The 21,898-nt window shown below is 74.3% G+C and carries 21 protein-coding genes; 12 read left to right on the forward strand and 9 right to left on the reverse strand.

What is annotated here, in order from left to right:
• Positions 1 to 114: 114 nt before the first annotated feature.
• From rlmB to LCD35_RS13480, 3 genes are all read right to left on the reverse strand, one after another.
• Positions 115 to 1,086, reverse strand: a complete 972-nt coding sequence (rlmB, locus tag LCD35_RS13470; RefSeq protein ID WP_224959522.1) for a 23S rRNA (guanosine(2251)-2'-O)-methyltransferase RlmB — start codon at positions 1,084 to 1,086, stop codon at positions 115 to 117.
• Positions 1,087 to 1,093: 7 nt separating this feature from the next.
• Positions 1,094 to 2,488, reverse strand: coding sequence for a cysteine--tRNA ligase (gene cysS / locus LCD35_RS13475; protein ID WP_224959520.1), 1,395 nt, complete (start codon positions 2,486 to 2,488; stop codon positions 1,094 to 1,096).
• A gap of 99 nt (positions 2,489 to 2,587) precedes the next feature.
• On the reverse strand, positions 2,588 to 3,295 hold the full coding sequence (locus tag LCD35_RS13480) for an HAD family hydrolase (protein WP_224959518.1): 708 nt from the start codon (positions 3,293 to 3,295) through the stop codon (positions 2,588 to 2,590).
• 387 nt (positions 3,296 to 3,682) lie between these two features.
• Here LCD35_RS13480 and LCD35_RS13485 point away from each other — a divergent pair, with 387 nt between their 5' ends.
• Entirely contained in the window at positions 3,683 to 3,856 is a 174-nt protein-coding gene (locus LCD35_RS13485) for a hypothetical protein (RefSeq protein ID WP_225044274.1), read from the forward strand.
• Positions 3,857 to 3,944: 88 nt separating this feature from the next.
• Here the strand turns inward: LCD35_RS13485 and ispF are convergent, their stop codons facing one another.
• The 3 genes from ispF to LCD35_RS13500 are packed head-to-tail and all read right to left on the reverse strand — an operon-like array spanning position 3,945 to position 5,633.
• Positions 3,945 to 4,427 carry a 2-C-methyl-D-erythritol 2,4-cyclodiphosphate synthase gene (gene ispF / locus LCD35_RS13490; protein ID WP_224959512.1) on the reverse strand — a complete coding sequence of 161 codons (483 nt, stop codon included), beginning with the start codon at positions 4,425 to 4,427 and terminating at the stop codon, positions 3,945 to 3,947.
• A complete protein-coding gene (gene ispD / locus LCD35_RS13495) occupies positions 4,424 to 5,125 on the reverse strand; it encodes a 2-C-methyl-D-erythritol 4-phosphate cytidylyltransferase (RefSeq protein ID WP_224967460.1) in 702 nt (233 codons plus the stop codon). The genes ispF and ispD overlap by 4 nt, the downstream gene beginning before the upstream one ends.
• Before the next feature lie 19 nt (positions 5,126 to 5,144).
• Complete coding sequence (locus LCD35_RS13500) at positions 5,145 to 5,633, reverse strand: CarD family transcriptional regulator (RefSeq protein WP_184483481.1); 489 nt, start codon at positions 5,631 to 5,633, stop codon at positions 5,145 to 5,147.
• Positions 5,634 to 5,921: 288 nt separating this feature from the next.
• On the opposite strand from LCD35_RS13500, the gene LCD35_RS13505 reads away from it, so the two are divergent.
• The 3 genes from LCD35_RS13505 (at position 5,922) to disA (ending at position 9,178) form a co-directional block, all read left to right on the forward strand.
• Positions 5,922 to 6,479, forward strand: coding sequence for a copper chaperone PCu(A)C (locus tag LCD35_RS13505; RefSeq protein WP_224959508.1), 558 nt, complete (start codon positions 5,922 to 5,924; stop codon positions 6,477 to 6,479).
• Positions 6,480 to 6,619: 140 nt separating this feature from the next.
• On the forward strand, positions 6,620 to 7,987 hold the full coding sequence (gene radA / locus LCD35_RS13510) for a DNA repair protein RadA (RefSeq protein ID WP_224959506.1): 1,368 nt from the start codon (positions 6,620 to 6,622) through the stop codon (positions 7,985 to 7,987).
• A 123-nt stretch (positions 7,988 to 8,110) separates the two neighbouring features.
• The gene (disA, locus tag LCD35_RS13515) at positions 8,111 to 9,178 is read left to right on the forward strand and encodes a DNA integrity scanning diadenylate cyclase DisA (protein ID WP_225044275.1); all 1,068 of its coding nucleotides are present in this window, start codon (positions 8,111 to 8,113) and stop codon (positions 9,176 to 9,178) included.
• Positions 9,179 to 9,193: 15 nt separating this feature from the next.
• Here disA and LCD35_RS13520 read toward each other — a convergent pair whose 3' ends face one another.
• Positions 9,194 to 9,826 carry a hypothetical protein gene (locus LCD35_RS13520; RefSeq protein ID WP_224959502.1) on the reverse strand — a complete coding sequence of 211 codons (633 nt, stop codon included), beginning with the start codon at positions 9,824 to 9,826 and terminating at the stop codon, positions 9,194 to 9,196.
• Positions 9,827 to 9,995: 169 nt separating this feature from the next.
• Here LCD35_RS13520 and LCD35_RS13525 point away from each other — a divergent pair, with 169 nt between their 5' ends.
• The 6 genes from LCD35_RS13525 (at position 9,996) to LCD35_RS13550 (ending at position 15,581) form a co-directional block, all read left to right on the forward strand.
• Positions 9,996 to 10,880, forward strand: coding sequence for an A/G-specific adenine glycosylase (locus LCD35_RS13525; protein WP_225044276.1), 885 nt, complete (start codon positions 9,996 to 9,998; stop codon positions 10,878 to 10,880).
• Between the two features lie 47 nt (positions 10,881 to 10,927).
• Complete coding sequence (locus tag LCD35_RS13530; protein WP_224959498.1) at positions 10,928 to 11,437, forward strand: 2'-5' RNA ligase family protein; 510 nt, start codon at positions 10,928 to 10,930, stop codon at positions 11,435 to 11,437.
• A gap of 267 nt (positions 11,438 to 11,704) precedes the next feature.
• A complete protein-coding gene (locus LCD35_RS13535; protein WP_224959496.1) occupies positions 11,705 to 12,397 on the forward strand; it encodes an ATP-binding cassette domain-containing protein in 693 nt (230 codons plus the stop codon).
• Entirely contained in the window at positions 12,394 to 14,334 is a 1,941-nt protein-coding gene (locus LCD35_RS13540; RefSeq protein ID WP_225044277.1) for a YhgE/Pip family protein, read from the forward strand. Before LCD35_RS13535 ends, LCD35_RS13540 begins: the two co-directional genes overlap by 4 nt.
• A gap of 50 nt (positions 14,335 to 14,384) precedes the next feature.
• Positions 14,385 to 14,693 (forward strand): antibiotic biosynthesis monooxygenase, encoded by a 309-nt coding sequence (locus LCD35_RS13545; RefSeq protein WP_224959492.1) that lies wholly within the window; start codon positions 14,385 to 14,387, stop codon positions 14,691 to 14,693.
• Between the two features lie 54 nt (positions 14,694 to 14,747).
• Positions 14,748 to 15,581, forward strand: a complete 834-nt coding sequence (locus LCD35_RS13550) for a Sir2 family NAD-dependent protein deacetylase (protein ID WP_225044278.1) — start codon at positions 14,748 to 14,750, stop codon at positions 15,579 to 15,581.
• 220 nt (positions 15,582 to 15,801) lie between these two features.
• Here the strand turns inward: LCD35_RS13550 and LCD35_RS13555 are convergent, their stop codons facing one another.
• On the reverse strand, positions 15,802 to 16,788 hold the full coding sequence (locus LCD35_RS13555) for an endonuclease/exonuclease/phosphatase family protein (protein WP_225044279.1): 987 nt from the start codon (positions 16,786 to 16,788) through the stop codon (positions 15,802 to 15,804).
• 106 nt (positions 16,789 to 16,894) lie between these two features.
• Here LCD35_RS13555 and LCD35_RS13560 point away from each other — a divergent pair, with 106 nt between their 5' ends.
• Both LCD35_RS13560 and LCD35_RS13565 read left to right on the forward strand, forming a co-directional pair.
• Complete coding sequence (locus LCD35_RS13560) at positions 16,895 to 17,851, forward strand: ATP-binding cassette domain-containing protein (protein ID WP_224959486.1); 957 nt, start codon at positions 16,895 to 16,897, stop codon at positions 17,849 to 17,851.
• The gene (locus LCD35_RS13565; RefSeq protein ID WP_224959484.1) at positions 17,848 to 18,672 is read left to right on the forward strand and encodes an ABC transporter permease; all 825 of its coding nucleotides are present in this window, start codon (positions 17,848 to 17,850) and stop codon (positions 18,670 to 18,672) included. Before LCD35_RS13560 ends, LCD35_RS13565 begins: the two co-directional genes overlap by 4 nt.
• Before the next feature lie 42 nt (positions 18,673 to 18,714).
• Here LCD35_RS13565 and LCD35_RS13570 read toward each other — a convergent pair whose 3' ends face one another.
• Complete coding sequence (locus tag LCD35_RS13570; RefSeq protein WP_224978135.1) at positions 18,715 to 21,834, reverse strand: BTAD domain-containing putative transcriptional regulator; 3,120 nt, start codon at positions 21,832 to 21,834, stop codon at positions 18,715 to 18,717.
• Between the last annotated feature and the right edge of the window lie 64 nt (positions 21,835 to 21,898).

Consider the following 21,898-nt stretch of genomic DNA (forward strand, 5'->3'; position numbering starts at 1 on the left):
CCGCCGCGCGGGGGGGCCCCCCCCCCCCCCCCCCCGCCCCCCCCCCGCGCCCCCCCCGCGGGGGGCGGGGGGGGGGGCGCGCCCGCCCCCCCCCCGCGCCCCCCCACCGGACGATCAGTAGGTGACCGGCTTGATGCGGCGGCGCCGCGCCACCTCGGCCAGCACCACCCCGGCCGCGACGGAGGCGTTCAGCGACTCCACCTGCCCGGCCATCGGGATCGACACCGTCTGGTCGCAGGTCTCCCGCACCAGCCGGGACAGCCCGCGCCCTTCGGAGCCGACGACGACCACCAGCGGGCCGCCGGCGAGCTCCAGCTCGTCGGAGGTGATGTCGGAGTCCGCGTCGAGCCCCACGACCATCAGGCCCTCGTTCTTGAGGTCCTTGAGGGTGCGGGTGAGGTTCACGGCCATCGCCACCGGCAGCTGCGCCGCGGTGCCCGCGCTGGTGCGCCACGCGACGGCGGTCATCCCGGCGCTGCGCCGCTGCGGGAGGATCACGCCGTGCGCGCCGAACGCGGCGGCCGAGCGGATCACCGCGCCCAGGTTCCGCGGGTCGGTGACCCCGTCCAGCGCCACCAGCAGCGGCGGCCGGCCGGAGTCGGCGGCGTGCGCGAGCACGTCGTCCGGGTGCGCGTACTTGAACGGCGGCACCTGCAGCACGAGGCCCTGGTGCATGGCGCCGCCGGTCATCCGGTCCAGCTCGGTGCGGGGCACGTCGATCACCGAGATGCCCCGGTCGGACGCGTTGCGCACCGCGTCCTTGACCCGGTCGTCGGTGTCGATGCCCTGCGCCACGTACAGCCCGGTGGCGGGCACGCCGGCGCGGAGGCATTCGGCGACCGGGTTGCGACCGGCCACCATCTCGGGCAGTTCGCGCTGCTCGCGCTGCCTGCGGTTCTGCTGCTCGGTGCGCGCCTTGGCGGCATCGGCGCGCTTCTTCGCCGGGTGCGGAACCCGGTCCTTGGCCTTGGGGGTGGGGCCCTTGCCTTCGAGGCCCTTGCGGCGCTGGCCGCCGGAGCCCTTCACCATCCCCTTCTTGGTTCCCGGCTTGCGGGTCGCCCCACGGCGCTTGTCGTTGCCTGCCAACGTTCGTTCACCCGTCCTTGAGTGTCCACAACGGACCGTCGGGTGTGTCCTCGACGGCGACGCCGGAAGCCAGCAGCCGGTCCCGCAGCAGGTCGGCGGTGGCGAAGTCGCGCTCCGCCCGAGCCTTCTGCCGCTGCTCCAGCAGGCCGTCGACCAGCTCTGCGAGTGCTCGGCGCGCGGCGTCGTCCGCGCCGGACTCCTCGGCCCACTGCGGGGCGAGGGGGTCCAAGCCGAGCACGTCGGTCATGGTGCGCACCGAGGCCGCCGCGGCGCGCGCGGCCTCGTCGTCACCGGTGTCGAGCGCGGCGTTGCCCTCGCGGATCGTGGTGTGCACCGCGGCCACCGCCTGCGGCGTGGACAGGTCGTCGTCCATCGCCGCGGCAAACTCGGGACGCACGTCCCCGTGCCCCACGCCGCCGGTGCGCTGCGCGACCCGATGCACGAAGGATTCGATGCGCCGGTAGGTGGCGACCGCTTCCTGCAGCGCCTCCTCGGAGAACTCCACCGTCGACCGGTAGTGCGGGGCAACCAGGTAGTAGCGCAGCTCGCACGCGCGGGCCCGCTCCAGCACGGCCGGGATGCTCATGGTGTTGCCGAGCGACTTCGACATCTTCTCGCCGCTCATCGTCACCCAGGCGTTGTGCAGCCAGTAGCGGGCGAACGGGTCCCCCGCGGCGTTCGACTGGGCGAGCTCGTTCTCGTGGTGCGGGAACACCAGGTCCAGGCCGCCGCCGTGGATGTCGAACTCGGCGCCGAGGTAGTAGGTGGCCATCGCCGAGCACTCCAGGTGCCAGCCGGGGCGGCCGTCGCCCCACGGCGTGGGCCAGCTCGGCTCGCCGGGCTTGGCGCCCTTCCACAGCGTGAAGTCGCGCGGGTCGCGCTTGCCCGCGGCGGCGTGCTCGCCCTGCTGCACCTCGTCGAGGCGCTGACCGGACAGCCGCCCGTACTCCGCGGCGAAGGAGCCGACGGAGAAGTACACGTCGCCGCCCGCCGGGTAGGCGTGGTCCTTGTCGATCAGCCGCTGGATCAGCTCGACCATCTGCCCGATGTGCCCGGTGGCCCGGGGCAGCGCGGACGGCGGGAGGCAACCGAGCCGGTCGTAGGCGCTCTCGAAGGCGCGCTCGTGCGTGGCGGCCCACTCCCACCAGGGACGGCCGGCCTCCCCCGCCTTCGCGATGATCTTGTCGTCGATGTCGGTGACGTTGCGGACCAGCCGCACGTCGTACCCGGTGTGCAGCAGCCAGCGGCGCAGCACGTCGAAGTCGAGCCCGCTGCGCACGTGACCGATGTGCGGCACGCCCTGCACCGTCGCCCCACAGACGTAGATCGACGCCACTCCGTCGCAGCGCGGGTGGAATTCGCGCGTCGTGCGGGTCGCGGTGTCATGCAGGTGCAGGCTCACGCCTCGATGGTACGGGGGTCCTCCGATCGTGAACCACGACAGGGGCCTGCTCGTCAAGGCTTCGCGCTGTGCGCTCCGCCGGAGATCCGGTCGCGGTGCTCACGCCCCCGCGGGCGAGGCGGGCAGCACGCCGTGCTCCGCGACCGCCGCGAGCAGGGCGTCCGGCCGCTGCGCGGTGGGCAGCGGTTCCACGATGGACACCGCGCAGCCGATCGCGGCCGCACCGCCGTCGGCCTCCTCGCTGTCACCGATCATGAGCGCTTCGGCCGGTTCGACGCCGAGCCGCTCGCAGGCGCGCAGGAACAGCTTCGGGTCGGGCTTGATCACGCCTTCGACGTAGGACATCAGGTACTCGTCGACCAGGTCGAACACGCCGAGCTTCTCGAACGCCGGGCGGATGTCGAAGGCGATGTTGCTGATCACGCCGATCCCCACGCCCGCGTCGCGCAGCCCGCGCAGCACCTCCGCGGTGTCCGGGTACGGCGTCCAGGACAGCGGGTCCACCAGGCGGGCGTAGAGCGCCTCCGCCTGTTCCGCGGTGCTGACGCCGGAGAGCCGCAGCACCTCGATGTTGGACTTGCGGTGCATCTCCGGGTCGAGGTCGCGCTGGTCCCAGGCCTCCTGGAACTCCGGCTCGAACTCGACGACGCGACCGGTGGGGGCGGTGAGCCTGCGCAGCAGCTCGGTCTGCGCCTCCAGGGTCAGCGGATCACCGCTGCCGTCGGTCAGCCCGGCGAGCCAGGACGCGTCCTGCTCCAGCCGGAACAACGTGCCCGAGTAGTCGAAGAACACCGCGCGCAAGCTCACCCGGCCACCTTACGGGCCGCGCCGCGCCCGCTCCCGCCGCTGCGGCCGATCTCACCACCGGTCGCCGACGCGGCGCACCGCGCCCACCGGCCGCGCAGCCCGGACGTGGCCGAGCACCGCGCGCGGCAGGAGCGGGCCACCCGGATCCGCGCCGCGTGCGACGTCCTGCCGTCCGACGAGGACCGCGCCCAGCCGCCCGGCGCGGTGGCGGCGCCGGCGCGCGAGACCGGCCGGAGCCGCCGGGCCGGGCCGGCTCCCGCTGATCACCCCGCAGGGTTCCACCGGCGCGGCGGCGGTCGAGGAGATCGGGCTCCGATCGAGGTCAGGACGTGCCGGAGGTGAGTCGGTCGGCGGGGATCGGGTCGTCGTGGTGGAGGGGGGGCGAGAATGCCGAAGACGCACGAGGCGGTGCTGATCCACAGGATGGCGGCGGCGAGGACGAGCGCGGCGGCGCCACCGGCCGCCCACAGCAGCAGCGAACAGGGCCAAGCGATCACGGGCTGGCCGACCACGGCCCTGCGCACCCAGCGGTTGCGTTCGATCACCATGCGTCGAGCATGACCCGCGGCGGGCGGTACGACCAGGGTGCGAACCCGGACCTTTCCCCGACTTGACCCCCAGGTGGGGAAGATTTAACCGGACGTGCTGGTCAAGCCGCCGGGAAGAGCAATGCGGTGGCGACGGCGGCGATGCCTTCGCCGCGGCCGGTGAGCCCGAGCCCGTCGCTGGTCGTGCCGGACACCGACACCGGCGCGCCGAGCACCTCGGAGAGCACCCGCTGGGCTTCCTCGCGGCGCTTGCCGATGCGGGGCGCGTTGCCGATGACCTGCACGGTGGCGTTGCCGACCTGGAACCCGGCGGCGGTGATCCGGTCCACCACCTCGGTGAGCAGTTCCGCACCGTGCGCCCCGGCCCAGCGATCACCGCCGGTGCCGAACACGGCACCCAGGTCGCCGAGCCCCGCCGCGGACAGCAGCGCGTCGCACAGCGCGTGCGCGGCGACGTCCCCGTCGGAGTGGCCGCTGCACCCGTCGACGCCGGGCCACCGCAGGCCGGCGATCCAGCACTCCCGGCCGGCTTCCACGGGGTGCACGTCGACGCCTTGGCCGATCCTCGGCAGCGGTCCGGTCACCGGAGTTCTCCGATCGGTTCGACGGCGAGCACCGACTCGGCGACCGCCAGGTCGAAGGCGGTGGTGATCTTCAGCGCGTTCGGGTGACCGGGCACGGTGCGCACCTCGCCACCGGCCCGCTCCACGAGCCCGGCGTCATCGGTGGCGGCGCCCCCGGCCGCGTCGTAGGCGGCGCGCAGCACGCCGGGCCGGAAGCCCTGCGGGGTCTGCACGCTGCGGAGCGGGGAGCGGTCGACGGTCGCGGTGACCGCACCGGCCTCGTCGACCTGCTTGATGGTGTCGGCGACGGGCAGCACCGGGATCACCGCGGACGCACCGCCGAGCACGGCGTCCACCACGGCACCGATCATGGCGGGCGGGGTGAACGCGCGGGCCGCGTCGTGCACCAGCACCACGTCGGCGTCGGGCACGGCCCGTTCGGTGACCGCGAGCGCGAGGCGGACGGACTCGGTGCGGTCGGCACCACCGGCCACCACGTGCACCGCCGCCGCGTCGAACTCGCCGAGCTCGCGCTCGACCACGTCGATCTGGTCCGGCGGGGCGGCGACGACCACGTGGTGCACGCGCCCGGAGTCCAGCAGACCACCGACCGCGCGCACCAGCAGAGATCGGCCCGCGACCTGGACCAGTGCTTTCGGCATCCCGGCACCGAGGCGCACACCGCGCCCGGCGGCCGGAACGAGGGCCACCACCGTCACGTTGAGCAGAACCCGCCGATCACACGGCCGTGGCGAGAACTTCGTCCAGCAGGGACTCGGCCTTGCCCTCGTCGGTGCCCTCGGCCAGCGCCAATTCGCTGACCAGTATTTGCCTGGCCTTGGCCAACATGCGCTTCTCACCCGCGGACAGGCCACGGTCCTTCTCGCGCCGCCAGAGGTCGCGCACCACTTCGGCCACCTTGTTCACATCGCCGGAGGCGAGCTTCTCCACGTTGGCCTTGTACCGCCGGGACCAGTTAGTCGGTTCCTCGGTGTGCGGGGCGCGCAGCACGTCGAAGACGCGGTCCAGACCCTCTTGACCGACGACGTCCCGAACGCCGACGATCTCGGCGTTGTCAGCGGGAACTCGAACGGTCAAGTCACCTTGCGCGACCTTGAGGACGAGGTATTGCTTCTCCTCGCCCTTGATCACACGGGTCTCGATTGCTTCGATGAGCGCGGCACCGTGATGCGGGTAGACGACGGTCTCTCCGACCTTGAAAACCATGTGTCCTCTGCCCCTTTCGCTGCGCCCAGCTTAGCATGCGCGGCAACCGAGCCTCGACCGGCTCCCGTCCGTCGTCGCAGGTCAGGACGCGATCGGGGGTTGACAAACAGGCTCCGGGCATGCTTCCCGGGGGTCTCCGGCGCCCCCTTTTGATCCACTGTGGACACCTTCCGAACACGGTTCACGACCCCGGACCGGGGGCCGATGTGGGGTCTGCCTACTGGTCCTCCGGAGCGGACCATTAAGCTCCATCGCGGTCGTCCGGCTATCAGGAAGGACACTGCCACCGTGAGCCGCCTTCAGCACCACACCTTCCGCGTGCGGTTGACCTCGGCCGCCCTCGGCCTGGGCGCCGTCCTGGCGCTCGCCGGATGCAGCGCCGGGCAGGTCACCGAGACCGACACGCAGGTCGCCGCCGTCGCGGGCGGCAGCGGGGACGCCGGCGGCATCGGCGTCCGGAACGCGACGCTGTCCTTCCCGGAGACGGGGACCCGCTACGCCAAGGGCGCCTCCGCTCCGCTGGCCGCCGTGCTGATCAACGACGGCGCCGAGGCGGACAAGCTGGTCGAGGCCTCCTCGACCTACGCGGCCTCCGTCGACGTCGCCAAGAACCGCACCCTGCCGTCGCGGTCCGCGCTGCACGCCTACGGCGCGGAGGGCTCCGCGACCCCGGATCAGCAGGAGGTCTCGATCACTCTGAAGGGCCTCACCCAGGACATCACGCCCGGCGTGACCGTCCCGGTGACCTTCGTGTTCGAGAAGGCGGGCCCGCTCACCGTGCAGGTCCCGATCGGGGAGGACTCCACCCCGCGACCGGACACCGGTGGCGAGGAATCGCACCACTGACACCCAGCTCGAACAGCAGCCGGAGGCCGTCCCGTCGGGGGCGGCCTCCGCTGCGTCCGGGGCCTGCTCGCCGGGCGGGCGCCGACACGCGGGCGTGTGTCGGCACGGGTCCCGTCGGGCCCGGCTTATAGCCTCGCCCCGTGCCTACCAAGAACGCCCGTCCCGCCTACCGCTGCGCCGAATGCGGTCACGAGGTCGCGAAGTGGGTCGGCCGCTGCCCGAAGTGCCACGAGTGGAACACCGTGGAGGAGGCGGCCCCGGCGCGGCCCGCGCTGGCGAAGCTGTCCGCGGCCGCCCCGTCCAGCGCGGCCCGCCCCATCGGCGAAGTGGACCTGGACTCGGCGCGGGCCGTCCCGACCGGCATCGCGGAACTGGACCGGGTGCTCGGCGGCGGCATCGTGCCGGGCGCGGTGATGCTGCTCGCCGGTGAGCCCGGGGTGGGCAAGTCGACGCTGCTGCTGGAGGTCGCGCACCGCTGGGCCGCGGCCCGCACCGGCGGCCCCTCGTTGTACATCACGGGCGAGGAGTCGGCCGGTCAGGTGCGGCTGCGCGCGGAGCGGACGAACTCGCTGGACCCGGAGCTGTTCCTGGGCTCGGAGAACGACCTGTCGGCGGTGCTCGGGCACGTGGACGCGATCAAGCCGGGGCTGCTGATCGTGGACTCGGTGCAGACGGTGCAGTCGCCCGACGTGGACGGCACCCCCGGCGGCGTGACGCAGGTGCGCGCCGTGACCTCCGGCCTGGTCGCGCTGGCGAAGGAGCGCGGGCTGCCGGTGGTCCTGGTCGGGCACGTGACGAAGGACGGCGCGGTCGCGGGCCCGCGGGCCCTGGAACACCTGGTGGACGTGGTGCTCAACTTCGAGGGCGACCGGCACTCGGCGCTGCGGATGCTGCGCGGCATCAAGAACCGGTTCGGCCCGGCCGACGAGGTCGGCTGCTTCGAGCAGCGCGACGACGGCATCGCCGAGGTCACCGACCCGTCCGGGCTGTTCCTGAACCGGCAGGAGGCGGCGGTTCCCGGCACCGCGGTCACCGTGATGGTGGAGGGCAAGCGCCCCCTGCTGGCGGAGGTGCAGGCGCTCGTCGCGCCCACCCAGATGCAGATCCCGCGGCGTGCGGTGAGCGGCCTGGACTCGGCCCGGGTGTCGATGACGCTGGCGGTGCTGGACAAGCGCGGCCGGATCCGCACCGGGGAGAAGGAGGTGTTCGCGGCGACGGTCGGCGGCATGAAGGTCACCGAACCCGCCGCGGACCTGGCGGTGGCGCTGGCGGTCGCCTCCTCCGCGCTGGACGTGCCGCTGCCGCCGAACATCGTGGTGATCGGCGAGGTCGGGCTGGCCGGGGAGATCCGCCGGGTCAGCGGGGTCGGCAGGCGGCTCGCGGAGGCCGCGCGGCTCGGCTTCGACCGGGCGCTGGTGCCGCCGGACTCGGGCCGGTTGCCACCGGGCATCCGGGCCACCGAGGTGCCGGACATCAAGACGGCGCTGAAGTCCCTGCGCTCCCGCTGACCATCGGCGCAGCCGCGGACCGCACCGCCGGACGCCGGGCACCAGGCGCCGGGCGGGCAGCAGGCGCCGGACACCGACCCGATCGCACCAGGAGTTCGAGAACAGGCAGCTGAGGGGGGAGTCGTGGCCGATGGTCATCCCGAGTCGTTGCGGACGACGCTGGCGTGGCTGGCGCCGGGGACCGCACTGTGGGACGCGCTGGAACGGATCCTGCGCGGCCGCACCGGGGCGCTGATCGTGCTGGGCCACGACGCGACCGTGGAGTCGATCTGCGACGGCGGCTTCCGGCTGGACGTGGGGTTCAGCGCGACCCGGCTCCGCGAGCTGTCCAAGATGGACGGTGCCGTGGTGCTGTCCACCGACGGGACCCGCATCCTCCGGGCCAACGTGCAGCTGGTCCCGGACCCGACGATCCCCACCGACGAGTCGGGGACCCGGCACCGCACGGCGGAGCGCACCGCCATCCACACCGGCCACCCCGTGGTGTCGGTGAGCCAGTCGATGAGCCTGGTCAGCGTCTACATCCACGGCTACCGGCACGTGCTGTCGGGTTCGCCGGAGATCCTGTCCCGGGCGAACCAGGCGCTGGCCACGCTGGAGCGCTACACGGCGCGGCTGGCGGAGGTGACGCACACCCTGTCCGCGCTGGAGGTGGCGGACGCGGTGACGCTGCGGGACGCGATGACGGTGGTGCAGCGCCTGGAGATGGTGCGCCGCATCTCCGACGAGATCGGCGGCGCGGTCGTCGAGCTGGGCAGCGACGGCCGGTTGATCGAGCTCCAGCTGGACGAGCTGGTCGGCGGCATCGACCTGGACCGGGAGCTGGTGGTGCAGGAGTACCTGCCGACCGCGGGCGGGTTGCCGACGACGGAGCAGGTGGACGCGGCGCTGGCGGAGCTGGACGCGACGGCGCTGCTGGACCTGACGGCGGTGGCGCGGGCGTTCGGCTACCCGGACGGGACGGAGGACCTGGAACAGCCGCTGCGGCCGCGCGGGTACCGGCTGCTGGCGCGGGTGCCGCGGCTGCCGCCCGCGGTGCGCAGGCAGCTGGTGGCGCACTTCGGGTCCCTGCAGGCGCTGCTGGCCGCGGACGTCCCGCAGCTGTGCGAGGTGGAGTTCATCGGCGAAGCCCGCGCCCGCTCGCTCCGCGCCTCGCTGGGCCGGCTGGCCGAAGCGGGCCGCCACCTCTGATCAGCGGGGACGGCCTCAGCCGGTGATGCGGAAGGGCGCGGGTTCGCTGACCATGCGGTCGAGCCGGGCCCCGACCACGTACGCGCCCGCGGGGGCGGTGTCGCGTTCGGCGGCGCACTGGGCGGGGCTCGCGTCGCGGGTGGAGGCGACGCCGGTCCACCGGATCTCGTTGCGCACGGACTTCCCGGGTTCCAGCAGGGGCTTCTCGTTGGTGGATTCGACGTGGCAGTCGTTGCTGGACCAGAACCTGGTGCCGTTCTCGGTGGACACGACCACTTCGCGGAGCATCCGGTCGGTGTTGCGGACGCAGGCGTGGGAACTGGCGTTGGTGACGATCATGCGGAGTTCGACGGGTTCGCCCGCGGGGAAGCTCGGGCGGGCCGGTTCGGCGGCGATCCGCAGGTCCTGGTCGGCGCACGCGGGCGGTGGCGGCGGGGCCTTCGGCGCGGGCGGTGGTTCGGCCGCGTTCGGGGCGGCCGGTGATGGTGCGGCCTGCGGGACGGGCGCGGACGCGCGCGGGGCCAGGACTCCGGCGAGGACGACGATCCCCCACACCACCAGGGCGGTGACCAGCAGGATCACGCCGACTGCCAGTGCCCGGCGTCGCCAGTACACCTCGCGTGGGAGCGGTCCGATGGGATCCAGCACCGCCCGACAGTAACCCGGTGATCCCGCCGAACGGCCCAATGCCAATGGCCCCGATCAGGTGTATTGGTGCGGTTGATCAGTCGCGTTCTGCAACCCCTTCAGGTGACGCAGGCACGGGCTCGGGGCGGCGCGCGTGCCCCGGTGGAGTGGTGGCAGGATCGAATCCGAGATGACGACGATCGCCTGGGACCCCACCGAACTGACCGACTGGTTCGCCGCCGAGGCCCGCCCGCTGCCGTGGCGCGCGCCGGGTGTCACCGGCTGGGGCGTGCTGGTCAGCGAGACGATGCTGCAGCAGACGCCGGTGAACCGGGTCGCCCCGATCTGGCAGGAGTGGCTGGAGCGCTGGCCGCGCCCGTCCGACCTGGCCGCGGCCACCCAGGCGGAGGTGCTGCGCGCCTGGGGCAAGCTCGGCTACCCGCGGCGAGCGCTGCGGCTGCACCAGGCCGCGGCCGTGATCGCCGCCGACCACGGCGACGTCGTTCCGTCCGATGTGGACACCTTGCTGGCGCTGCCGGGCATCGGCGCGTACACGGCGCGCGCGGTGGCCGCGTTCGCCTACGGCAGGCGGGCCCCGGTGGTGGACACCAACGTGCGCCGGGTGGTGGCGCGCGCGGTGCACGGCGCGGGCGATGCCGGCCCGCCGTCGACGAAGCGGGACCTGGCGGACGTGGACGCGCTGCTGCCGTCCGACGACGCGAGCGCGGCCCGGCTCTCGGCGGCGCTGATGGAGCTGGGGCAGGTCGTGTGCACGGTCCGCTCCCCCGCCTGCGAGCGCTGCCCGATCGCGGCGGACTGCGCGTGGCAGCACGCGGGTCGCCCGGCCTACACGGGGCCGCCGAAGAAGGTGCAGAAGTTCGCGGGCACGGACCGCCAGGTGCGCGGCAAGCTGCTGGACGTGCTGCGCGGCACGGAGGGCCCGGTGCCGCGCGCCGCGCTCGACGCGGTGTGGCAGGACGCGGGCCAGCGGGACCGCTGCCTGGATTCGCTGCTGGTGGACGGGTTGCTGGAGCAGACCGACGACGGTCGCTTCGCCCTCCCCGGCGAGCACTGAGCGACCGGCCGGGCCTCCCGGCGACGACGGCCCGGAGGGCGGAACCGATGGCGCAGGCGCTGACCGTGTTCTTCGACGACGCGACCGAGCGGCGGTTGCGGGCGCTGCGCGAGAACGCGGCCGCGGCGCGGGTTCCGGTGCTGGACGGCCGCCCGGGCGTGGTGCTGGCGTCGGCGAGCTCGATCCCGGCCGCCGCCCGCGCGGCGCTGCGCGCCGAGCTGCGGTCGCTGTTCCTGCCGGACCTGTGGTTCTCCACGCTGGGCACGTTCCCGGGCGAGGACGCGGTGCTGCTGCTGACGGCGGTGGTGGACGCGGAGCTGCTGGCGGTGCACTCGGCGGTGCACGACGTGCTGGCGGGCCGGGTGTCGAACCCGTCGGCGTACCACTTCCCCGGGGCCTGGATCCCGCACTGCGCGCTGACCCCGGCGCTGGGCGGCGCGGAGCTCACCGCGGGGTTCGACGCGCTGCGCTCGGCGGAACCGGTGCGGGCGGCCGTCGCCGAGGTCGCGGTGCTGGATTCCCGCGACGGCACCGCGGACGTGCTCGTCGCGCGCTGAGCACCGGGCGCTCGATCAGCGGTGCCCCCGATCCGCCTCTCCGAGCGCCGGTCGATGCCCGCCGAGCGCGGAGCACGGCCCGCGCCCCGGCCCCGGAACGGGTGATCCGCGGCCGTCCGAGCGCCCGCCCACGGACTCGCGGAACCCCGCCCACCAGCGAAGTCGATCCCTCCACTGTGGACTACGAGGGGTGCTCGCCCGAGTTGCTCCCGCCCAGGTGAGGGGCCACTTTGGACCGGCATCCTGTCACGCGGCGTGAGGAGCGAGATGGACGTCGAAGGCGTGAGCATCGTGGCGCGCGGGATCACGGCCACCGGACCGGAGGGCATCGTCTTCGAGAACGTCGACGCCCGCGTGTACCCGGGCGAACTCGCCGTCGTCCTCGGCGAGGGCGGCACCGGCCGCACCTCGCTGCTGCTCGCGCTGTCCGGCAGGCTGCGCACCGTCGCCGGGCGCATCGAGATCGACGAGGCCCCGCGCCGCGCCGGCCTGGTGCGCAAGGTCGTCGTCCCCGCCCGCCTCTCCCCCGGTTTCGAGCTGGACGGCAGGCTCCGGGTCCGGGAGGCCGTCCGGGAGCGCCGCATCACCGCCCGCGTCAGCGCGCAGGACGTGGACCGGGCGCTGGCGCTGGTCGGGGTGGACGTCGACCGGGCCGCGCTGATCGACGAGCTCTACCCGGACGACCGGCTGCTGCTCGCGATCGCGCTCGCCACCGCGGGCGGCCCGCCGGGGATCGTGGTGGACGACGTGACCGCCGGGCTGCTGCCCTCCGGGCGCAACCGGGTGTGGTCGGCGCTGCGGGCCGTCGCGGACACCGGGACGACCGTGCTGGCCAGCGCCACCGAACCCGGTTCGGAGGCGGACGTGCTGATCCGGTTGCCGTACAACGTCGTCGACTTCGGCGACGACACCGGCGGGCTGCCGCTGTTCAGCTCCACCGCGGGCGAGGACCTCCGATGAAGGCGATCTACCTGGCGTGGCTGGAGCTGCGGCGCTTCCGCGGGCCGTGGCGCCGGTTCGCGCCCGCCGTGCTGATCCTCGTCCCGCTGCTGTACGGCGCGCTGTTCCTGTGGTCCAACTGGGACCCGTACGGGCGGACCGCGCAGGTGCCGGTGGCGGTGGTCAACTCCGACCGGCCCGCCGACCACAACGGGGAGCAGATCAACGCCGGCGAGCAGTTCGTGCAGCAGCTGCGCACCACCGACACGTTCCAGTGGCACTTCGTCGACGCGGGCACCGCGCGCAGCGGGCTGGAGGACGGCCGCTACTACTTCACGATCCGCGTCCCGGAGGACTTCAGCACCCGGCTGGCGCAGTCCACGCGCAGCTCCCCGCAGCGCCCCGCGGTGCTGCTGACCAGGAACGACGCCAACGGTCACCTGGCCGGGATCATGGCGGACGCGGCGCGCTACGAGCTGCAGAACCAGATCAACGCCGCCGCGTACGCCGCCTACGCGCGCGGGCTGTACGGCGACCTCGGCGAGGTGCGCGGCAAGCTCGGCACCGCGTCGGAGGTCTCCGAGCAGCTGGTGCAGGGCACCCAGCTGAGCAAGCAGAGCACCGGGGCGCTGGCCCGCGGGCTCAGCGGGGTGCGGGACGGCGCGGGCCGGGTGTCCGGCGGGGTCCGGGACGTCGCGGCTGCCTCCGCCGAGCTCGACGACAAGCTGTCCTCGATCACCGACTTCACCGGGCAGCAGCTGCCCGCCACCACCGATGCGCTGCTGGACGCGAGCTCCTCCGCGGTCGCCGACCTGAATTCGATCTCCGGCGGGGCCGCGGCGGCCCAGCGGCAGGCAGGCGGATCGGCCGGGGCGCTGGAGCAGCTGGCCCAGCGGCACCCGGGCCTGGCCGACGATCCCGCGTACCGGTCCGCGCTGGCCGACGCGCGGCGGCTCGCCTCCACCACCTCGGCGCTCGACGGCACGGCGCGGGACGCGCAGCGCTCCGCCGCCGAAGCCCAGGACCGGGCGCTGGCGCTGCGCGACGAGCTGGCACCGCTGCAGGAGGCGGCGAACGACCTCGCCGAGCCCGCGAGCCGGTTGCGGCTCGCCTCCGCGGAGCTCACCGGCGGCTCCGGCGGGCTCACCCAGGGCGTGAACGCGCTGGTCGCGAACATCGGTGTCGCGCAGACCAGCTCGGGGCAGCTCAACGACGGGGCGCGGCGACTCGCCGACCAGGTGCGGGACAGCCTGGACCGGATGCCGCCCGCCGGGCCGACGGAGGTCGCGCGGGCCTCCTCCGAGCTGGGCACGCCGTCGGCGGTGCGGGCGACGACGCTGAACTCCGCCGACGTGTACGGGCGCGGGGTGGCGCCGCTGTTCTTCGCGATCGCGCTGTGGGTGTTCGGGTTGTTCGCCTACCTGCTGTTCACCCCGCTGAACCAGCGGGCGCTGGGCGGGCGCACCAATCCGCTGTCGATCGCCGTCGGCGGCCTGCTGCCCGCGGCGGTGCTCGGGGTGATCGGCGGGCTGGTGCTGCTGGGCGCGATGGACCTGGGGCTGGGGCTGGACCCGGTGGACCTGCCTTCGGCGGTGGGGCTGGTCGCGCTGGCGGCGGCCGCGTTCACCGCGGTGAACCACTTCCTGCGGGCGGCGTTCGGCGTGGTCGGCGGGCTCGTCTCGGTGGCGCTGCTGCTGGTGCAGATCACCGCATCCGGCGGGCTGTACCCGGTGGAGACGGCCCCGGCGCCGTTCCAGGCGCTGCACGCGGTGCTGCCGATGAGCTACCTGGTGGACGGCCTGCGGGTCGCGTTCACCGGTGGCGAGCCCGCGCACCTGGCGCGGGACGCGATCGTGCTGGGCGGCGTGCTCGTCGGGTTCCTGGTGCTGACGTCGCTGGTGGTGCTGCGGCACCGGACGTGGACGATCGGCAGGCTGCACCCGCAGCTCGAACTGTGAGCCCCGCTGCGCTGCTCGTCATGCCCCGTGCGGGCCCGTAGGCTGGGTGCATGGCTGTTGTGAAGATCAACGCGATCGAGGTCCCCGAGGGCTCCGGCCCCGAACTGGAGAAGCGCTTCGCCGGGCGCCACGGCTCGGTGGAGGACTCCCCCGGGTTCCTCGGCTTCGAGCTGCTGCGGCCCGTGCAGGGCGACAACCGGTACTTCGTCTACACGAAGTGGGAGTCCGAAGAGGACTTCCAGAACTGGGCGCAGGGTCCGGCGAAGGCCGCGCACTCCGGCGAGCACAAGAACACCGTCGCCACCGGTTCCAGCCTGCTGGAGTTCGAGGTCGTGCAGGCCAAGCACAAGGACGCGTGAGCGACCTCCCGGGCGGGCGCCGCGCCCGCCCGGGATTCGAGGTGGAGGAGCGCGGTGAGCACGGACGCGATCGCCGCGGCGGCGGAATCCGTCGCCGGGGCGGAAGCGCTGCTGGTGTGCGCGGGCGCCGGGATCGGCGTCGACTCCGGGCTCCCGGACTTCCGCGGCGACACCGGTTTCTGGCGGGCGTACCCGCCGTACGAGCGGCTCGGGTTGAGCTTCGTCGAGGTGGCCGATCCGGTGCACTTCGCCGAGGACCCCGAGCTGGCGTGGGGTTTCTACGGGCACCGGCTGGGGCTGTACCGCGAGACGGTGCCGCACGAGGGCTTCGCGATCCTGCACCGGTGGGCGCGGCGGATGCCGCTCGGCGCCCGGGTGTTCACCTCGAACGTCGACGGCCAGTTCCAGGCGGACGGGTTCGCCCCGGAGCACGTCGCCGAGTGCCACGGCAGCATCCACCGGTTGCAGTGCCTGGAACCGTGCACGGACGACGTGTGGTCGGCGGCCGACGTCTCGGTGCGGGTCGATCCGGCGACGATGCGCGCGGAACCACCGCTGCCCGCCTGCCGGAACTGCGGCGGCACGGCGCGGCCGAACATCCTGATGTTCGGGGACTGGAGCTGGGTCGCCGGGGACGCGCAGCCGCGGCTGGACGCCCTGCAGGCGTGGCGGCGCTCGTTGCGGGCGGCACGGCTGGTGGTGGTGGAGCTCGGCGCGGGCACCGCGGTGCCGACGGTGCGCAGGCACGCCGAACTGGCCTCGGCCGCCTCCGGCGCGCTGATCCGCATCAACCCGCGCGAACCCGACGTGCGGCACGGTCGCGGCCTGTCCCTCCCGGAACCGGCGCTACCGGCCCTGCGCGCCATCGACGCCGCGCTCAACGCGTGACCGCCCGCCACTGCGAGCACAACACCCGGCGAGCAGAACCGCGCCACCGCAGATCGTGCCCGCTTCCCGTCAGCGCGAAGCGCTGAGCCGCCGACCACGCACGCTTCCGGACCACCCGCGGGTTCTCAGCGGGATTCTCGCGAGGACGGCTTTTCCCTCGTGGCGGAGCCACTGAGGTTCCGCCACCCCGCCCCCGGAGCAGGACGAGTCCGGCGCAGCCTCAGCCAGAGACCACCAGGTGGGCGCTGATCGCCCGGTGGTCGCTGCCGGGCACGTCGTGCACCTGGTAGCCCTGCGCCACCAGGCCCTCGCTGACCAGCACGTGGTCGATGGTGACGCGCGGCGTCCAGCCCGCACCCCAGGTCGGGGCCAGCCCGTCCCCGGTGACCTCCGCGACGTCGGAGTAGCCGCCGCCGAGCAGCGCCCGCAGCGGCGAGTTGTCCAGCGTCGCGTTGAAGTCCCCGGCGAGGATCCGCGGCGCGGCGCGCTCCCCCGGCGGCCGCGGCATCGCGTCGATCTCCTGCCGCCAGCGACCGGCCGTGTCCGCGCCCATCGGGTAGAGCGGGTGCACCGCGACGAACTCGACCTCGCGGCCGCCCGGCAGCCGGATCAGCGCGGACGGCTGGGCCAGCGAGGTCGGCGGCACCAGCGCCAGCTCGCGCAGCGGGAACCGGGAGGCGATGCCGCTGCCGTCCGCCCGCGGTCCGCTGTGCAGCACCCGGTGCGGCAGCAGTGCCGCGAGCCCGGCCCGGTCCAGCGCGGCGACGGCCTCCGGGGTGAGCTCCTGCAGGCTGAGCACGTCGATCCGCCCGTCCCGCACCAGGTCCACGACCCGTTCCGCGTCGGCCTGGCCGAAAAACAGGTTGACCGACAGCACGCGCAGCGGTGAACCTTGCACCGGCGTCGGCGAGTCCGGGATCGCCCGGGGGAGCACCAGGACCGCCAGCACCACCGACAGCAGCCCCACGAGCAGCGTGCTCAGCCACCGGCGCAGCGCCAGGCCCAGCACGGTCAGCACCACCCCCACCGGCACGGCGTACGGCAGGGTCGCGGTCAGCGCGATCAGGTAGCGGTTCGCGGTGTCGAACCCCAGCAGCACAGGGGCCGCCCACGCGGCGGTGCCGAGCACGGCCAGCAGGAACAGCGCGGTGGCGCATCCGCTCCTGCGCGCGGATCCGGCGTCGGGTTCGACGACCGCCGCGCCCATCCAGCACCCCCGATGTCGTGCGGCTCACCCGCGCTGCCAGCGCGCTGTGCGCGCGCTGTCAGCGCCACCCCCGATGGTGGGGAGCATAACGAATCGAGGAGGCGGCATGTCCTATGCGATCCAGGCCGAGGGCCTGGTGAAGCGCTTCGGCGCGACCACCGCGCTCGACGGCGTCGACCTGGCCGCGCCGACCGGCTCGATCCTGGGGGTGCTGGGGCCGAACGGGGCGGGCAAGACGACGGCGGTGCGCATCCTGGCGACGCTGCTGCGGCCGGACGCGGGCCGGGCCACCGTGGCGGGGCGCGACCTGCATCGGGAGGCGGTGGCGGTGCGCGGCCGCATCGGGCTGACCGGGCAGTACGCGTCGGTGGACGAGGAGCTGACCGGGGTGGAGAACCTGGTGCTCATCGGCCGGTTGCTGGAGCTGTCCCGGCGGGACGCGCGGGCGCGCGCGGCGGAGCTGCTGGAGCGCTTCGGGCTCACCGACGCGGGCGGTCGCGCGATCAAGACCTACTCGGGAGGCATGCGCAGGCGGCTCGACCTGGCGGCGAGCATCGTCGGCAGGCCGGAGGTGCTGTACCTGGACGAGCCGACGACCGGGCTGGACCCGCGCAGCCGCAACCAGGTGTGGGACATGGTCACCGGGCTCACCGGCGAAGGCGTCACGGTGCTGCTGACCACCCAGTACCTGGAGGAGGCCGACCAGCTCGCCGACCGGATCAGCGTGATCGACCACGGCCGGGTGGTGGCCGAGGGCCGCGCCGACGAGCTCAAGCGGCGCACCGGCAAGCAGACCCTGCAGGTGCGGCCCAGCGGTGCCGAGGACGTGCCGGAGGTGCGGCGCATCGTCGCCGAGCTCACCGGCGTGCAGCCCGCGACCGACGACGAGGGCGGCCTCATCACCGCCCCGGTGGACGATCCGGTGCTGCTGTCGGCCCTGGTCCGCAGGCTCGACGACGCGGGGATCACCGCCGATGAACTGGCCTTGCGGCTGCCCAGCCTGGACGAGGCGTTCCTCGCCCTGACCGGGAAGCCCGCCGCGGAGGAGGGGACCGCAGCATGACCAGCACGATCGAACGCGGCACCGGGGCCGAGCCGTCCCCGCCGCCGCAGGAGCGCATCGGACCGCTGCGCACCGTGCGGCACGGGCTGACGCTCGCCGGGCGCAGCGTGCTCAAGATCCGCAAGTCGCCGGAGGGGCTGCTGGACGTCACGTTGCAGCCGATCCTGTTCCTGGTGATGTTCGTGTACCTGTTCGGCGGTGCGATCGCCCAGGACACCGGCGCCTACCTGCAGCAGACGTTACCGGGTGTGATGGCGATGAACATGATCTTCGGCAGCCTCGGCACCGGGATGCAGCTCAACACCGACATCAGCAAGGGCGTCTTCGACCGGTTCCGCAGCCTGCCCATCGCCCGCTCGGCGCCGCTGATCGGGGCGGTGTTCGGCGACGTGGTGCGCTACGTGGTGTCGGTGGCGGTGCTGCTGGCCGTGGCGACGCTGATGGGGTTCCGCATCGAGACCGGGCCGCTGCAGGCGTTCGCCGCGTTCCTGGTCGCGTTGGCGTTCGCGCTGTCGATGTGCTGGATCACGGTGTTCCTCGGGATGCTGATCCGCAGCCAGCAGGCGCTGCCGGGCGTGGCGATGGCGTTCATGTTCCCGCTGACGATGGGCAGCAACGTGTTCGTGCCGACGGAGACGATGCCCGGCTGGCTGCAGGCGTGGGTGCAGGTGAACCCGGTGACGCAGCTGGCGGACACCGCGCGCGGGCTGATGATCGGCGGGCCGGTGGCCGGGCCGCTGACGGCGACCGTGATCTGGATGGTGGTGTTGACGGCGGTGTTCTTCCCGCTGGCGATGTGGGCCTACCGGAAGCGGGTGTGAGCCCGCCGGGCGGGAGGCTCTCGGGGGGTCTCCCGCCCGGCTTCACCGCTGGTCGCGGTCCAGTGCGGAGCGGAGCTCGGCGAGGGCCGCGGCCCTCGGCTGCGCCGTCGCGGCGTCGAACACCGCCCGGTGCGGTTCTCCGGTGGACGCCAGGCCGTCCCGGGTCCGGCGCACGTCCGGGTCGCCTTCGTCGAGGGCGCCGCGCAGCGCGACGGCCAGCCCGAGCAGCCGCGCCGCCCCGGGCTGGTCGCCGGCGTTCCACCGCCAGCGCGCCGCGCACTCCGCGACGGCCGCCGCCTCCGGCGCGCTCCGGATGCCGGCACCGCCGTCGAGGGCCTTCGCGAGCAGCGCCGGAGCCTCGTCCGGGCGCCCCCGGTCGAGCAGGACCCCGGCGCGTTGCCGCAGCAGTGCCGGACGCAGCAGGGCGCCTTCTTGCTCGTCCGTGCCGATGCGGTCCGCCTCGTCCAGGTACCGCTCGGCCTCGTCCGGTCCGCCTTCCAGCCGCGCGCATTCGGCGAGGCCGGTCAACGCCCACACCGCGAACCACGGCCTGCCGCGCGCCGCGATCTCCCCGGCCCGTTCCAGTTCGGCGCGACCGCGGCCGAAGTCCCCGGCCCGCACCCGCTCCACCCCGATGCGCACCATGATCGCGACCAGGTCGACGTCGGAGCGCAGCTGCCGGATCGTTTCCAGCGCCTCCGCCAGCAGGTCGATGGCGCCCGCGTGATCACCGCGCAGCGAGCGGTAGCCGGCGAGGCTGCTGATGCTCTGCGCCCGCCCCCACCGATCGCCGATCCGGCGGAACGCGTCCGCCGCGGTGCGCATGTGCTCCTCCGCGGTCCGCGGATCGCCGCCGTGCTCGGCGCTGATCGCCTGCTCGAACACCGCCGTGGCCCGCACCCACGGGTCGGGGTGCGCGGTGGCGAGCTCGACGACGCGCCGCAGCTCGGTGAACTCGCCGAGGAACAGCCACGCCCCCGCCTCCAGTAGGACGGAGTGCGGGTAGCGGTGCATCGCCCCGCTCTCCGCCGCCGCGACGGCACCGTCCCGCACCTGCTCGAACCAGCCGTCGCCGGTGCCCGCCAGCGCGCGTCCGAGCCGCACCACCGCCCTGGCCTGCGGTGCGGCGGGGCCGGGCAGCTCGGCGACGGCCGTGAACCGGGCGAGCACCTCCTCGCTCCACGCGGACATCGACCAGTACCAGGACAGCGCGGCCACCAACCGCAGCCCGCGGTCGGCGTCGCCCGCGTCGACGGCCCGGTGCAGCGCGGCCAGCAGGTTGTCGTGGTCGGCGTCGAGCCGGTCCATCAGGTCGAGCTGCTCGGGCCCGTGCAGGCCCGGTTGGGTCTCTTCGGCGACGGCGAGGAAGTGGGCGAGGTGCGCGTCGCGGGCCCGGTCGGCCGCTCCGTCGTCGAGGCAGCGCTGCCAGCAGTAGGCGCGCACCGTCTCCAGCATCCGGTAGCGGCCGTTCTCGACCGCGGTCACCAGGGACTTCTCCACCAGCGAGGACAGCACGTAGAAGACGTCAGCGGCGGGCAGCTCGTCGTCGGCGCACACCGCGGTCACCGATTCGGCGCGGACCGCGCCGGTGAACACGGCCATCCGGGCCGCGAGCCGCCGCTCCCGCTCGTCGAGCAGGTCCCAGCTCCACTCGACGACGGCCCGCAGCGTGCGGTGCCGCGGCATCGCCGCCCGGTTCCCGCCGGTGAGCAGCCGGAACCGGTCGTGGAGCCGCGCGGCGATCTGCCGCAGCGGCATCGACCGCAGCCGGGCGGCGGCGAGTTCGATGGCCAGCGGGATGCCGTCGAGCCGCCGGCACACCTCGACGACGTCGGGCGCGGTGCGCTCGGTGAGCTCGAACCCGGGGCTCGCGGCGGCGGCCCGGTCCGCGAACAACCGCACGGCGGCCGCCGCGGCCGGGTCCGTCCCGTCGGCGGGCAGGGCGAGCGGCCCCACCGGCAGCAGTTCCTCCCCAGGCAGCGCGAGCGGTTCGCGGCTGGTGGCGAGCACCCGGAGCTCGGGGCGGCGGCCGAGGAGTTCGTGCGCGAACCCGGCGGCCTCCTCGATGACGTGCTCGCAGTTGTCGAGGACGAGCACGGCCGGTTCGGCGCCGAGCGCCTCGGCGAGGCGGGCGGCGCCGTGCGACTGCGGTGCCTCCAGCAGCCGGGTCTCGCGGATGCCGAGCGCGGCGAGCACGGCCGCGGTGAGGTCACCCCCGTCGCGCACCGGCGCGAGCTCGGCGAACCACACCCGGTGGCCGGTGAGCTCGGCGGCGATCTCGGTGGCCAGCCGCGTCTTGCCCGCCCCGCCCGGGCCGAACAGGGTGACCAGCCGGGACCGGGCGAGCGCGGCGCCGACCTGCGCGATCTCGGCCTCGCGCCCGACGAAGCTGCTCAGCCGGACCGGGAGGGCCTGGTGCGCCGCCGGGGCGGGCGGCGGCGCGGGCTCGTCGCGCAGCAGCTCGGCGCGCAGCGCGGTCAACGACGTCGAGGGGTCGGTGCCGAGGTCGCCGGCGAGCCGGGAGCGGTGCGCCTCGTACGCGGCGAGCGCGTCGGCGCGGCGACCGGCGGCGTGCAGGGCCCGCAGCCGCAGTGCGATGAGCCGTTCGCGCAGCGGGTGTCGCGCGCAGAGCCCGTCCAGTTCGGGGATCAGGTCCGCGTGCCTGCCGATCCGCAGGTCCGCTTCGATCCGGTCCTCCCGCGCGCCCAGCCGGGCTTCGTCGAGCCGCGCGACGTGGGGGGCCGCGAACGCCGCGTCGGCGACGTCGACGAGCGGGTCGCCGCGCCACAGCGCCAGCGCCTCCCGCAGCACGTCGGCGGCACCGGCGGCCTCGCCGGAGCGCAGCCGGGCCCGGCCCGTCGCCACCAACCGGTCGAACCGGTGCACGTCGACGTCGTCGCCCGCGACGTCCAGGACGTAGCCCGCGGCCGTGGAGGTCAGCCGCAGGTCCCCGGTGGCGCGGCGGGCGCGGGAGACGAGCGTCTGCAGCGCGTTCACAGCGGCGGCCGGTTGCGCGGCGCCCCAGAGGTCGGCGATGAGCGTGTCGGCGGGCACCGGTCGTCCCGCGTCGAGCGCGAGCCGGGCGATCAGGGCGCGGACCCGCCGCCCGCCGACCTCGACGGGTTCGCCGTCGGCCGCGCGCAGCCGGAACGGTCCCAGCATCGCCACTCGCACCCGCCCAGCTTCGCAGGGGCCGGGGCGGCGCAGGTCGAGCCGGGTGTGCACC

Source organism: Saccharopolyspora sp. 6V, from assembly GCF_020176785.1.
GTDB classification, from domain to species: domain Bacteria; phylum Actinomycetota; class Actinomycetes; order Mycobacteriales; family Pseudonocardiaceae; genus Saccharopolyspora_C; species Saccharopolyspora_C gregorii.